Annotated in this window: 13 protein-coding genes; 7 read left to right on the plus strand and 6 right to left on the minus strand. The window is 45.4% G+C overall.

All coding sequences use genetic code 11. The features are described 5' to 3' along the window. Positions 1 to 18 precede the first annotated feature (18 nt). Together SIB79_RS07985 and SIB79_RS07990 are read left to right on the plus strand one after the other, a co-directional pair. Positions 19 to 714, plus strand: coding sequence for a prepilin-type N-terminal cleavage/methylation domain-containing protein (locus SIB79_RS07985; protein WP_268873543.1), 696 nt, complete (start codon positions 19 to 21; stop codon positions 712 to 714). After that, positions 711 to 1343: a Tfp pilus assembly protein FimT/FimU gene (locus SIB79_RS07990; protein ID WP_063403435.1), complete on the plus strand. Its 633-nt coding sequence runs from the start codon at positions 711 to 713 to the stop codon at positions 1341 to 1343. The genes SIB79_RS07985 and SIB79_RS07990 overlap by 4 nt, the downstream gene beginning before the upstream one ends. A 137-nt stretch (positions 1344 to 1480) precedes the next feature. On the opposite strand, the gene SIB79_RS07995 is transcribed toward SIB79_RS07990, so the two are convergent. Then, on the minus strand, positions 1481 to 1696 hold the full coding sequence (locus SIB79_RS07995) for a hypothetical protein (RefSeq protein ID WP_236072594.1): 216 nt from the start codon (positions 1694 to 1696) through the stop codon (positions 1481 to 1483). Between the two features lie 34 nt (positions 1697 to 1730). Between SIB79_RS07995 and SIB79_RS08000 the strand changes: the two genes are divergently transcribed. Then, positions 1731 to 3029 (plus strand): hypothetical protein, encoded by a 1299-nt coding sequence (locus SIB79_RS08000; protein ID WP_413681042.1) that lies wholly within the window; start codon positions 1731 to 1733, stop codon positions 3027 to 3029. 11 nt (positions 3030 to 3040) lie between these two features. Here the strand turns inward: SIB79_RS08000 and lepA are convergent, their stop codons facing one another. Continuing rightward, positions 3041 to 4855 (minus strand): translation elongation factor 4, encoded by a 1815-nt coding sequence (gene lepA / locus SIB79_RS08005; protein WP_063403437.1) that lies wholly within the window; start codon positions 4853 to 4855, stop codon positions 3041 to 3043. A 611-nt stretch (positions 4856 to 5466) separates the two neighbouring features. Here lepA and SIB79_RS08010 point away from each other — a divergent pair. Beyond that, the gene (locus SIB79_RS08010; RefSeq protein WP_063403438.1) at positions 5467 to 5967 is read left to right on the plus strand and encodes a hypothetical protein; all 501 of its coding nucleotides are present in this window, start codon (positions 5467 to 5469) and stop codon (positions 5965 to 5967) included. A gap of 81 nt (positions 5968 to 6048) precedes the next feature. Here SIB79_RS08010 and SIB79_RS08015 read toward each other — a convergent pair whose 3' ends face one another. Further along, on the minus strand, positions 6049 to 7539 hold the full coding sequence (locus SIB79_RS08015) for a malate:quinone oxidoreductase (RefSeq protein WP_063403439.1): 1491 nt from the start codon (positions 7537 to 7539) through the stop codon (positions 6049 to 6051). Positions 7540 to 7615: 76 nt separating this feature from the next. On the opposite strand from SIB79_RS08015, the gene SIB79_RS08020 reads away from it, so the two are divergent. Further along, entirely contained in the window at positions 7616 to 7861 is a 246-nt protein-coding gene (locus SIB79_RS08020; RefSeq protein WP_011129633.1) for a NifU family protein, read from the plus strand. A gap of 52 nt (positions 7862 to 7913) precedes the next feature. Here SIB79_RS08020 and SIB79_RS08025 read toward each other — a convergent pair whose 3' ends face one another. Then, positions 7914 to 8903, minus strand: coding sequence for a DUF3137 domain-containing protein (locus tag SIB79_RS08025; RefSeq protein ID WP_063403440.1), 990 nt, complete (start codon positions 8901 to 8903; stop codon positions 7914 to 7916). Next, positions 8903 to 9409, minus strand: a complete 507-nt coding sequence (locus SIB79_RS08030; protein WP_063403441.1) for a LemA family protein — start codon at positions 9407 to 9409, stop codon at positions 8903 to 8905. The genes SIB79_RS08025 and SIB79_RS08030 overlap by 1 nt, the downstream gene beginning before the upstream one ends. A 575-nt stretch (positions 9410 to 9984) precedes the next feature. Between SIB79_RS08030 and SIB79_RS08035 the strand changes: the two genes are divergently transcribed. Beyond that, a complete protein-coding gene (locus SIB79_RS08035) occupies positions 9985 to 10218 on the plus strand; it encodes a hypothetical protein (protein WP_196757599.1) in 234 nt (77 codons plus the stop codon). A 293-nt stretch (positions 10219 to 10511) separates the two neighbouring features. After that, the gene (locus tag SIB79_RS08040; protein ID WP_063403442.1) at positions 10512 to 10916 is read left to right on the plus strand and encodes a hypothetical protein; all 405 of its coding nucleotides are present in this window, start codon (positions 10512 to 10514) and stop codon (positions 10914 to 10916) included. A gap of 388 nt (positions 10917 to 11304) precedes the next feature. Here the strand turns inward: SIB79_RS08040 and SIB79_RS08045 are convergent, their stop codons facing one another. After that, positions 11305 to 12447, minus strand: coding sequence for a fatty acid desaturase (locus SIB79_RS08045; protein ID WP_063403443.1), 1143 nt, complete (start codon positions 12445 to 12447; stop codon positions 11305 to 11307). Between the last annotated feature and the right edge of the window lie 400 nt (positions 12448 to 12847).

Genomic DNA, 12847 nt, shown 5'->3' on the forward strand with positions numbered 1-12847 from the left:
TGGAATCAAACCATTGACATGATCCTAAGCAATCACCTGCTTAAACCATATTTCAAACAAATTCATTGGATAAGACTTAGCCAACAAAAGCAAGACTCATGTTCACCTAGAGAAAACACTAGGCAAATCATTACAGATCAGCTAAGACTTTTCAGTACCAGCAGCAATAGCAATCAAACAGATCAGCAAAAGAGGGATTCTGGCTTCACCATGGTGGAAGTCCTAATTGCTGGTGTGTTGCTGGCTATGGCGATGACTGCAGTAAGTAGGTTCTCCCTTTCAGCACTAATCAACAGCAGGAATCAACTAGAGCGAACTCGTATAGAGGCAGCAATTAATGACAATATTCAGCTCTTACAACAAGCTGACTCTCTACTTACTTTTGATTCAATCCCAAGCGAAGGTGAGCAGCAGTCTGCCTGTCATGACCCTCCTAATTACCTGAAAAAGCAAATCATTGAGAGCACGGGTCGACAATATGTACCAGCTCCGACTCTCAAGAACGAGTCAAACAAAAAACTGATCAATAGAACAGTGAATACAACCGCTGCAGAAGAAATTGCGGTTGTCATCTTCAGCTTTGAAGGGCCAGGAGCAACCAAAGTTGCCGACAACAATTCTGCTGAGCTGCTCCATGAAACTGAGATGAAAAATGCTACTGAACAAAGAGTGCTGGAACTCAATCCAAATTTCCAGGCGAGGTGCTACAAATGAAACACTTACGTTCTGGTCAACACACCTCGCAGGGGTACAGCCTTCTAGAGCTTTTGGTTGTGATCACAATTGTAAGTATTTTATCTGCGTATGGGGTGCCAAAGTTTCGCCGAAATGTAGCTCAAGGTCAGGTCGATCGCTACACACAATTTGTCGAATCTGGTTTGTTCAGCTTGCGGTCAAGATTGGGGCAATCAAAAGCAAGCTGCAGCTTCAGCCTTGATCAGGATCTAACCCAAAAAAAATTTGGCCCCCCTTGGCTTCTGCTGGAATTTCAACAACCTGATGGCTCTCAAAGTAACACTCAACGTCTTAAGTGTTGCTGGAATCAAGATGGGGAGATTGTTAACTGCACACCCGAATTGCTAAAAGGAAAATCACGTTATCGCTTTCTCAGCATTGAAGGAAGCAGAGAGTCAAAAGAGGTCGAGGTGTCTGCTTCACAAGCTAGCTACGAATTATCACCACCAGGAACCAGCGCAAAACATGACAATCTCACGATCCTGATTCGTTCTCGACATAGTGCCCAAGAGCCTCTGCTGAGAACCCGATGCGTCGAGCTCTCAGGCAATGGCCATATCCAAAGCGGAACCTGGAATGGTGACACTGATTTCTGCGATAGCAGTTAATCGTTGTCTTCAGACAATCCTCAGGAAACATTCACAGCTAATTGAGAAATAAAGATCTCAACCCTGTCATCATTAAACCATCAAAAGCCATAGTTCTATGGCACTTGATCCATGAAACTGCTCAAGAACCTTTGTCATCAGCGACGATCGCATCCTTTGCCTACCAATGGCTTTGGGATGTCGGAAACCGTCGTCGCGGCGGGGGCGGGCATTCTGCTAATCGGAGCGTCCTCATTAGCCCTGCGCTCAACGCAGACATTGATGGATAGGGCTGAAAGCAAAGCGACCCTGCGGCAAAACACAACCAATGGTCTGCGCCTGCTGCGATCAGAAATCGAGCGAAGTATCCACATCCTGGTCAATAACAGCGACCCTGTACCTGCTGGAATGGAGCATACCGATATGGCAAATGAGCAATATCAAGAAACTCTCCAGCAATGCGGCCTGCTCGCAAAGGATCGACATCAAGTCTTCAAGCCAGTCTTCGGCATCAAGATGGCTGAACTAAACACACCAGTTCTTTATGGGCTCAGTGTTAATTCAAATAAGGCAGGCTATGCACTGATGCGATGTGGTGCACCTCTAAGCCTTGATGGACGCTATAGCGAAACAGAAGACGCATTTATTGCCAAAGCAATTGAAGATATCGGAGTGATGAAATGCACAAAGCCCAAGGGGGATTGCGAGCAAAAAAATAATGAAGGTAATATCAAAAGCCTGAGAGAAGTCATAGAAGGCCTTGATGTTTCCTTTACAGCTGATAGCACACCAGCACGCACCTTTATGGAGCCGGCTCTTGGCGTGATGACTGATAAAAAACGCAAGTTGGTCAAATTTATTGATCCGAACCCCAACAACGACGCAGAGAAATTTGAGACTGAGAGTTATCTTGAAGCCATCAGCGCTACGCGAACAATTACCAGATATCCACTTTATCTTGCGGCATTCGCCAGAGCAGACAAACGTATTGAGCACTATGGAGATGATAGCAATAGTGTACTTAATGGGGCCTACTTCCGCAATGTAAAAAGCAAACGTATCCGCTTCCTTGTTGATGGCTCAGGCTCCATGAGTGCTTGCATCCTTTGGGGGAGTACTTATGGCAACTGGAAAATATATTGGAGTGGAAGTTACTATTTCTGGTCACGTCAGAACTGCGCTTTAACCAGAATGGAATCACTGCAAACGGAACTGACCAGCCTACTGACAGCACTTTCTCCAGATACAAAAGTCAGCATCCAATCCTTCAGCTCACCAGGTCGGAAGAACCACAAAGTTTGGGAGCAATCAAGCAATGGCTTGATTAAAATTGGAAATGAGGGTGTGCGCGAATCCGCAATTGTATTCGTTAATTCATTGGACAATGGTCGTCCCACAAAGTGGGGCGGAACTTATCCATGGGAAGGCTTAGATGCCTCTTTCAAAGATAACGAAACGGACACACTTTACTTCCTCTCAGACGGGGAGCCTAATGCCGATCGTATGGGCGGTAGCTGGCAAGCCAATGATCATGACCCTACAGTTGCTCACTATTCAAACTTCAACAACACACGAGAACAGGTACTCAAAACAAACACGATAGCCCTTGGATTAGAATCACCTTGGATGGAGAAATTATCAACTAACACCACAGGTGACTATCTACAAATCGACAAGGATTACGTAACAACCAATTCCAGTCAATAAAAAGGCCATAATTAACTTTCTTGATTCAGCTTCAATACAGCCATGAATGCTTCCTGAGGCACATCCACTTTGCCCATGGCCTTCATCCTTTTTTTCCCCTTGGCCTGCTTCTTCAGTAACTTCTTTTTTCTTGAGATGTCTCCGCCATAACACTTAGCAAGCACATCCTTGCGCATGGCACTAATGCTCTCGCTGGCAATAATGCGACTACCAATGGAAGCCTGTAAGGGAATTTTAAACTGCTGTCTTGGGATCAGCTCCTTTAGCTTCTCCACCAGACCCTTGCCAATGCTATAAGCCTTATCACGGTGCACAATTGTGGTAAGTGGATCAGCCTTTTCTGCATTGATCAAGACATCCAAGCGCACCAGATCATTGCGGCGATAACCAATCAAATGATATTCCATTGAGGCGTAACCCTTTGTGCGACTCTTCATCTGATCAAAGAAATCCGTGACCACCTCAGCCAAGGGCAACTCATAAATTAAGGTAACTCTCTCAGTGGTGATGTACTTCATATCAATGTATTCACCGCGCCGTTCCTGGCACAAACCCATCAGAGTGCCGTTGTACTCATTGGGGGCATAGATCTCCATCCGCACATAAGGCTCCTCAATTGATTCCCGCTTCTGCGGATCTGGCAATGTTGCAGGGTTATCCACCATCAACATCTGCCCATCAATCATGTTCACCTTGTAAATCACTGAAGGAGCGGTAACAATCAAATCCAAGTCGTATTCACGTTCAAGCCGTTCCTGCACAATCTCCATATGCAGTAGGCCTAGAAAGCCACAACGAAAGCCAAAACCCATCGCACTGCTGGTTTCAGGTTCATACTTCAGTGCTGCATCTGAAAGCTGCAGCTTGTCAAGCGCTTCCCTTAGATCTGGATATTGATCTGCATCCGTAGGGAACAAGCCACAAAACACCATCGGCTTTGCCTCGGTGTAACCAGGTAGCGGCTCATCTGCTGGGGCATTGAGGAGAGTAATCGTGTCTCCAACCCGTGCATCAGCAACCGCCTTGATCGAAGCCGCCAGATAACCCACCTCCCCGGCATGAAGTTCATTGACCTCACACTGGTCTGGTGACATCACACCGATCTCATCAAGCTCATAGCTCTTCTTGCTGGCCATCAGCAACACTTTGTCCTTCGTGCTGATCCGGCCACTGATCACCCGGAAATACACAATGACGCCTCGGTAGGAGTCGTAGTAGGAATCGAAGATCAATGCCTTGGTTGGCTCATCGATGGTATCTGCAGGGGGCGGGATGCGATCCACTACCGCCTGCATAATCTCTGGTACGCCTAAGCCTGTTTTGGCAGAACAGGCAATTGCTGTTGAGGTGTCAAGACCAATGATCGCCTCGATCTCCTCTTTAATCCGTTCTGGATCAGAGCCCGGCAGATCAATCTTGTTGAGCACAGGAATAATCTCTAGATCGTTTTCCAGCGCCAGATAGACATTTGCCAGGGTCTGGGCCTCAACACCCTGACTGGCATCCACCACCAACAGTGCCCCTTCACAGGCCTGCAAGGAGCGACTCACCTCATAGGAGAAATCCACATGGCCAGGGGTATCAATCAGGTTGAGCACATAGCTTTCGCCATCGGCAGCCGTGTAGTTCATCCGGGCAGCCTGGAGCTTGATCGTGATGCCCCGCTCTCTTTCCAAATCCATGTTGTCGAGAAACTGCTCCTGCATATCCCGACCGGCCACCGTGCCAGTGTCCTGCAAAAGCCTGTCAGCCAAAGTCGACTTGCCGTGATCGATATGGGCAATGATGCAGAAGTTCCTCAAGCGAGAAACTGGAACGTCGGTCATGCGTTGGCGAATTCCCCTATCGGGCGCTTTGGAGTCAGAATCCAGATTCTAAGGATCCTGCTGATCTAACCAGCCATGAAGAATGCTGGTAGCCATCTCATCAGGCCCATTGCTGTAGGAGTGTCTGGAGGGATTTTGCAACATCTACAACCTTGATTTACTCAAAAGCATCAAATATTCTTCACCTGGATACTGATGCTTAAAGCTTATGCATCCGCATCACAGATGATCTCGACAGTGTCAAAAGCCAATACAGCAAGAAATTCTCTCTCAAGAACTAAAGTAAAACTAGCAAAATAGCGACTAAGATTCCAATCAAGATCTTAATAAAAAGATTCACAGCGACAGATATCAATGCGACCAAATCAAGAACGGCCTTGCACTAATTATGCAAGCAAGAGATGCTCAGAGAACAGGAATCATACCGATCAATTGGTCCAGATAATAGCCAAGTATCAAACTGAGCCTGAAGAGTCGAGGCCTCAAATTGATGAGTAAAACCAGGCAAAGGTGATCTGTGCTGCTCAACTCTCTTCATGCAATCTGAAGGTAGAAACAACTGATTGATCAGTCAATCCTCACTCATTTCTCAGCCATGCAACCCTGCTTGCATGGGATTCTCGTCGAGAGAACAAACCTATAAAGACCATCTGGCAAACCATGCTCTATTCGCACAAGATGGAGTCAATACATTGGTGAGTTTTGACGCAGATGGTCTTGCTGGAGACAAAAATACCAGTGTTGTCATAGCAACACTCCAAAACGTGGATACTTTAGACTTGAGTACAGACAATATTGATTCAGATTATTCACTAGAGGTAGGATCAGATCCAATCATAGGGGCAGCAGAAACACAAATCGAAGAGAGTTCAACAACGATCACTGCTGAAGCAACTGATGGAATCATCAATCCAAGCAATGACTCACTTGCAAAATCAACAACATCAGATGAGACTGATTCTATTGCCATTTCAGAAGCCATCAACGCCCTAACAACATCAGAGGATGTCGCCTCTGTTGAATCCCCTACATCAACAACATCAGAAGCAACAAGTTCAACCGATATCGTCACAGCAGCGATAGCCGCTGCAGTTGATCAAAACACCATTTAACCAAAACAAGGCTTTCACAATCAATATCTACAGTCTCATCAAAAGCTGATTATCAAACATCAAAATCAGACCATCTTTTGATCAAGTAAAACTGAGTAATTTATTGCTGCGTATGCGCATCTGCCTCAGCAGTAAGGGATCAGAATTAGGGTCATGGCCATAACTCGGCAACAATTTTTGCAATCGTTGTTGCCAAGATTCGCTTGCCATACGCTCGCTCCAGCAACGCTGCAACACTTCCAGCATGACCGTCACCGCTGTACTAGCCCCAGGCGAAGCCCCTAATAAGGCAGCTAGGGAGCCATCTTCAGCGGATACCACCTCTGTACCCATCTGCAACCGCCCCCCCTCGGCTGTGCGTTTGATGATTTGTACTCTCTGTCCAGCAACTGAAAGCTTCCAATCATTCAACTGCGCATTGGGAAGAAATTGCTTTAAGGTTTCAAAGCGATCTTTCTCACTCTGCTGTAGCTCTGAGAGGAGATAAGTGACTAAATCAAAGTTTTTAAAACCCACCTCCAACATGGAGCGAAAATTGCTGCGCCGTACCGAACGCAAGAGATCCAAGCGGGAACCTTGCTTGAGGAATTTGCTACTGAAACCCGCATAAGGCCCGAAAAGCAACGAGCGGCATCCATCAATCCAACGGCTATCAAGATGTGGCACAGACATTGGCGGAGCACCCACCTTCGCCTTGCCATACACCTTGGCGTGATGCCTTGCCGTTAAACCTGGCTCAGAGCAGACCAACCACTGTCCGCTCACTGGAAAGCCTGCATAGGCAGCTGCCTCTGGAATGCCAGATCGCTGCAACAAAGGCAATGCCCCCCCCCCTGCACCGAGAAACACAAAAGGTGTCTGCACAGAGCGACTTCCAGAAGAATGCTTGAGATCAAGATTCCACTGGTGCTTGCCGAGCCGGTGCAAATGAACGACTTCGCAGCCGCAACTCAATTCCAAAGCTCCGCTGGCTTGCAATGACTTCACATAGGCCCCTGTCAGCAATCCGAAATCCACATCCGTACCCCGCTTGATGCAGGTTGCAGCAACAGACTCTGCATTGGCTCGCCCTTCCATCACCAATGGCATCCATTCGGCAAGCTCAGCGGCATCAGTACTCCATTGCATGGAGGCAAAGGCAGGCAGCGCACTCAATTGCTGAAAGCGCTGATGCAAGAAAGCCAAATCAGCATCGCCAAAAACCACACTGATATGAGGGACCAGATGTAGAAATTGCTGCGGTAGCAACTTGCCCTTTTCCGTCAACGAAGCCCAGAACTCCAAAGAGCGCTCAAAGGCGGTATTAATGGCCAAAGCCTTAGCAGTAGCCACGCTGCCATCAGGCTGAAGCGGTGTGTAATTCAGTTCGCAATTAGCCGCATGACCAGTGCCTGCATTGTTTTCTGCCGCACTGCTCTCAAGACCAGGCGCCTGCAAACGCTCGACCATCAACAAACTCAGTTCAGGATCGAGCTCATGCAGCAGGGCCGCCAAAGTGGCACTCATAATTCCAGCCCCGACAAGCACCGCGTCGTAGCGAGATTGGGATCCAGCAACATCAGAGACGACCACAACTTGAAAGCACCCCTGCTGGCAAGGTTATGAGCGAACCCCCTAGGCTGGATAGATCCAAACGTGCAGAGCATCCATGAGTACAGAAGCCATGGCCCTCACCAACGAGAACGTGGAAACCGTTCTCGATGAACTAAGGCCCTTTCTTATGGCAGACGGCGGCAATGTAGAAATCGTCGAAATTGATGGTCCTGTGGTGAAAGTGCGTCTTCAAGGAGCCTGTGGCAGCTGCCCTAGTAGCACCATGACCCTAAAAATGGGTATCGAACGCAAGTTGCGCGAAATGATCCCCGAAGTCAGTGAAGTGGTGCAGGTGCTTTAAAGGCTGTAACCAGAACAACTCTTCCGCATGAGAATTTTTAGCATTTAAAAATTCATGGCTTCGTCCAAACACGACGGTTGAGATTGAGCTCTTCAACCACACCTATCGCCATCGCCATGTCGTCCACATAGCTCTTGATCAGTGTCTTGCTCCAAAGGGTGCGAAAAACTCTGGCCTCGAACATGTCATGGTCGCTCGGGATGGCCACATAAACGTTCTCTCCACAAAAAGAAAGACGAAGTTTTTGTCCGGTTCGCTGCCGAAATGAAACAATCCGCTCCATAAGGTTCGGGGTGAGGATATATCTCGCTTCATTTTGATCATCCCCGTAAACCACAAAATACTTCTCGAAAACAGGATCTTCCAGAGTGATCAGTTCGGGATGTCGGCCAATCTTTTGAATGTTTTGAAAAAATTTTCCAACACCCCCAAAAAGACGCTCGGCTACATCTGGAAGCACAACAGTGGTTCCTCTAATTTGCTTATTGAAGCCTGCGACGAAAAACAAACCCTTGAAAATCGTGTGCCATGAGGTCTGCGTGGCTCCATCAGAATCGGTGTTCTGAGACTGATATTCCGCATGAACCTCGCTAAAGTCGATACTGGTCTTTCCCAAAGTACCAAAAACCCGATCCTCGCCACGGTAACGATCAGGAGAAGTATTAAATAACCCACTTTGCACAAACTGAGACTTAGACACCCGACCGTGTGGATCATATTGAAGAGTTGAATCAAAGAAGTTGACGATCGCTGTAATAACCTGCAGTTTGAACTGCACCTTATATTGCTTGGTTAGTTGCCTGTAGACGATGGCAAAGACAACCATCACTACGGGCAGCAAAATAAAAGCTGCGATCTGCGAGATTAACTGAAAAGTTAGCAGAATGACAACAGCAATTATCAACAAGGCGATTAAGAATATAATCTTCAATATTTTCTGCAGAATGAGCTTTCGTTTACCTTCAAATATCCGTAAAACTGGCATAATCTCCTGGCGGAAATAAGAAGGGTGACCAGCAAAAAAGGATCGTTGATTCACCATTAGCCAGCAAATAGTTTAGCCGCGTTAGGGTTCTCTCTTTCGATAGCAGGCATTTCAAAAAGAGGGCGGAGTCGATAGCCGATCAGCCCAGCCAAAAAATTACTAGGAAACATTTCAATGGCATCGTTGTAGTCAGTGGTTACGGCATTAAAAGTACGCCGGGCGGCAGAAAGCTGCTCCTCGATCTCATTCAAGGATCCCTGAAGAGCAAGCAAATTTTGGCTAGCCTTAAGATCTGGATAATTCTCAACTGAAACCATGATTGACTCCATGGCCTGGGAGAATTGATTCTCCAACTCAACCCTGCCACGCGTGCCTAGCCTGCCACTCTGAGCCATCCCTCGAAGCTCGGTTAGCTTGGCGAGGGTTCCTTGCTCATGCTGCATATACTGATTAACCGTCGCAATCAGGTTTGGCACGAGGTCATAACGCTTCTTGAGCTGAACATCAACTGATGCAAACGCATTTTTAACTCGGTTCTTTTTTGCAACTAACGAATTAAACATCACTACAAATGAAACAAATATTAGGAGGATTGCGATTAGGAAGAAGACAGAGCTAGGTAAAGACAAAAGGAAAAGACAACTTTTTTTGTATTAACATACTTAGCCCAGGAGGGCAAGAAAAAGAAGCAGGAAGTTAGAAGAATTGTAAGAAGTCATCGAGCTCATGCTTGGATTGGCTAAAGTAAATTATTAACTGTCAGAGAAAAACATTCCATGCCCAGCGAAGAAGAGGATCCCCGTGATCAAATGCCCAACCTCTCTCCTCTACCTACCTCGAAAGAGCTGCTGCAGCTTCCTCTGCAAATCGTAGTTTCTTTTATAATTTTGGCCGCATTATCCTATCTAATTGGCATGGGAGGAATAGTGCCCAAATTCGGCTTATAAAGCAACCGGAGAAGCTTTCGGTCTAAATAAAAATTGTTGCTATTAAGCTTTTGGCAAGTATATCTATTGTCAGAAGACCTGCCAAAGGTGAAATGGGCACTTCTAAACAAAATGCTTGCCTTCAAGCATTTTTCTATTTTTCCCAGGAGATACGTGCGAAGCACTAGAATATCTTCGAAGTGCAAACACCTATGAGCAAGGGGCATTCGAGAAGCAAGGTCATTTCCTTGGATTGTGAATCTTGGGTAAAAGTGAAATGTGATGGTGGTTATGAATATCTAAAAGGTGATGAGCTACATCATCTGAGAGATGAACTCAAATCACCTCCACAATCAAAACAACATAATTTAATGAATAAAAACCCTCAAGGGTCAGGTTCTGGTTTAACGAAAAAGGATTATGAAAAGTGCTGTGAGGTCAACTAAGATCTATATCCCTGGCTGGAAGCATGTAGCCCGATCAGGCTAGCTTTCGGTTAGCTTTAGACTGATAACTAACGATAAAGAAACTAACGAAAAGTAATGTATCAAAGATGGCGGGTTGGAGACTATTGCTAGTGGTGACAAACGCCCCACCCCTAAGACGAATCACACTCAGCTACACTTGGGGGAATCATTAACTGATGATGTCCTAGAAGGTGTTGGTTATGATGGTCAACAGGTTGACATCCTGAGAAGCTCCTTAAAACAATCGTTTTTATTCTCCCGCTTAGAGAGTCATGACTAAGAACAAAACTGACTTAGCAATCCTTTTGTCTAAGGATGAAGACATTAAACCTCCTGATGAGGATAATGGTAGCTGGAGATTTGACTATATGGATGATGAGGTTATCGAAGAATTAATGAGGGTTGGTATAACCAAAAACACCTATGAGATTTTTCTGATCGACGTCTTCGAAGACAAACAGACCTTCATAGAGGAACACCTAAATGGTGACACTTCAATCGTAGACATTTATTCAGATCATGACGAAATGTTTAGGAATAACTATCAGATAGGTTGTTACTGGGTGAATAAACACTTGAACGATACTCATTATAAGTTCAATTTTCCCTTTGTTGTTTTCTACCATCAACAACATAGAAAGGAGGAATGGACACGTTACGTTTCTGTAGACGATTGATTACCGCTACATCTGAATAATCAGATACCTAACTTGGGAGAATCCTATATTCAGATATTATATCGAATCCTATTCAATTACATGCACTACAAGCAATACATGATCTTGTAGTGATTCATAGAGGCGTCTGCCCCGCACTCGCTAACAAGATCTAATTTAACGATTGGGCTTACTCCAACAGCCTAAGAAATCTCTTACAGTGCAATCCTTTTAAGAAAAATATTATCAACCCCATCGCAAAAGATTTGCAAACATTATCCACAGATGCAAGGAGTAATCCCTATAAAAAGCGATCGAGTGTGAGTGTATATTGGCTATAGATAATCATTAAACAACTGACCGGATAGATATTAAACCAGTAGATGGATCTTCTTCGATCCTCGTCCTCTCACCAAGGACTTTTCCATACATAGCGCCCAGTGCTCTCTTCCCGAGTGACAGCTATGCAGTTGGTAGAAATAAGCCAAAGAGCCTGAAGAATTGGCGTTGGATTGTAAAGGTATACCTTTGGGAAAGCATTTTTCAGGGCAACAGTAGCTTTGCCCGCATGGTAATGAGGCATCCAAGGTGCGATGTGATGAATGGCATGAGTCGAGCCTATCTTGTGATGGAGGAAATCAATTACTTTTCCATATGGCCTATCGATCGATAGGAATGCACCTCGCAATTGGGAAAATTCTGAATGGCCAAGATGGGGAACATCAGTATCAGTATGATGCAACCAAGTGTAGGTCACTAACCAGATATTAACGACTAACAGAGGAGCTATATATATTGCAAAAACAGTAACAAAACCATCATGCAGGCTCCAGGAAATCAAAGCAAACAAAGTCAGGCCTATCCCCCAATCAGAAAGCCATACTTTATTTATCCATTTTTTTGTCCACAATTTTCTAGAGAAAGGTGCGATCGGCCAGAAATGATTCGATAGGCCATATTTTGGGCCTCCAGTCTTCCCAATCAACAAATAGGCTGGCCAGCCAAAAATCAGATGAAGCACAAGCTGAAAAACACCATATTGAACTTTTCCTAATTTGCCTGCTATGGCAATATCTTTTTCACCACCAGCTTGCTCATCAATTCCATTGCCACGAATAACCAAAGGTACGTGGGTCTCACCATTGGCGATATGGTTGGTATAGGTATGGTGAACTAAATGTGAACGCTGCCATGAGAAATATGGAACAAGAAGCATCGAATGCAACACATATCCAACGAATGTTTCTAATTTCCTATTTTTCGAAAACGCACCGTGTCCGCATTCATGGGCGATGACCCATAAGCCCATTGCTGTTGTGCCAGACACAAGCCAGTAGAGAACCCAAACAGGAAATATTTCTACACTATGAGGAATGGAGAACCCTATAAAAATTACAATGGCCTGTATCGTCAGAGATTGCGATAGATAAGCAAGTGAAGTAATGGTGCTGCAATTCAAGCATTGATGAGGCAAAACAGCCTTAATTGCAGCCAGATCAGGTATATCGGCTTTGGAAACCTGAAGCGCCTTTCCATTGAGGCCAGATATCATGATCTCTTTAGCAGCTTTTTGTCTAAAAAATGTTTTTTCATGACTTATGAATGATCATTCAATGTCTGTGGTTTGCAAGGGCTCAGTTGATAGGATAATTGATAAGATCCCTGATTGCCGCTTTATGGGCGACTCAAGATGAAGGCAAATCATCTTACTTAGCTTATGGGCCAGCATGCTCCTTGCTTCGCCCAACCATCAGCTGTCTAGACCTAAGTCAATTTCTTTAATCTAAAGTAATAGGACATCAGTAGATAGTGTGAGATTGCCTATAGAGATCGAAGAGCTTCAATGACTATCTCTACTTGAAAAGACTTCCCTATTGGCCCTTTAAACGATGTTTCTCCGATTGTGGCCAGTCACATCCATAGAGATGGCACGTTGCAGCATGTAGCTTTGA

Source organism: Prochlorococcus sp. MIT 1342 (assembly GCF_047304495.1).
Lineage (GTDB): Bacteria > Cyanobacteriota > Cyanobacteriia > PCC-6307 > Cyanobiaceae > Prochlorococcus > Prochlorococcus marinus_D.

Coding starts and splice junctions, on each gene's coding strand:
- SIB79_RS08000 (WP_413681042.1), top strand. CDS start 1,731: ATGGAGCATACCGATATGGCAAATGAGCAATATCAAGAAACTCTCCAG.
- SIB79_RS08020 (WP_011129633.1), top strand. CDS start 7,616: ATGAGTACAGAAGCCATGGCCCTCACCAACGAGAACGTGGAAACCGTT.
- SIB79_RS08030 (WP_063403441.1), bottom strand. CDS start 9,409: ATGTTTAATTCGTTAGTTGCAAAAAAGAACCGAGTTAAAAATGCGTTT.
- SIB79_RS07995 (WP_236072594.1), bottom strand. CDS start 1,696: ATGTGGATACTTCGCTCGATTTCTGATCGCAGCAGGCGCAGACCATTG.
- lepA (WP_063403437.1), bottom strand. CDS start 4,855: ATGACCGACGTTCCAGTTTCTCGCTTGAGGAACTTCTGCATCATTGCC.
- SIB79_RS08045 (WP_063403443.1), bottom strand. CDS start 12,447: ATGATATCTGGCCTCAATGGAAAGGCGCTTCAGGTTTCCAAAGCCGAT.
- SIB79_RS08035 (WP_196757599.1), top strand. CDS start 9,985: ATGAGCAAGGGGCATTCGAGAAGCAAGGTCATTTCCTTGGATTGTGAA.
- SIB79_RS07990 (WP_063403435.1), top strand. CDS start 711: ATGAAACACTTACGTTCTGGTCAACACACCTCGCAGGGGTACAGCCTT.
- SIB79_RS07985 (WP_268873543.1), top strand. CDS start 19: ATGATCCTAAGCAATCACCTGCTTAAACCATATTTCAAACAAATTCAT.
- SIB79_RS08010 (WP_063403438.1), top strand. CDS start 5,467: ATGGGATTCTCGTCGAGAGAACAAACCTATAAAGACCATCTGGCAAAC.
- SIB79_RS08025 (WP_063403440.1), bottom strand. CDS start 8,903: ATGGTGAATCAACGATCCTTTTTTGCTGGTCACCCTTCTTATTTCCGC.
- SIB79_RS08040 (WP_063403442.1), top strand. CDS start 10,512: ATGACTAAGAACAAAACTGACTTAGCAATCCTTTTGTCTAAGGATGAA.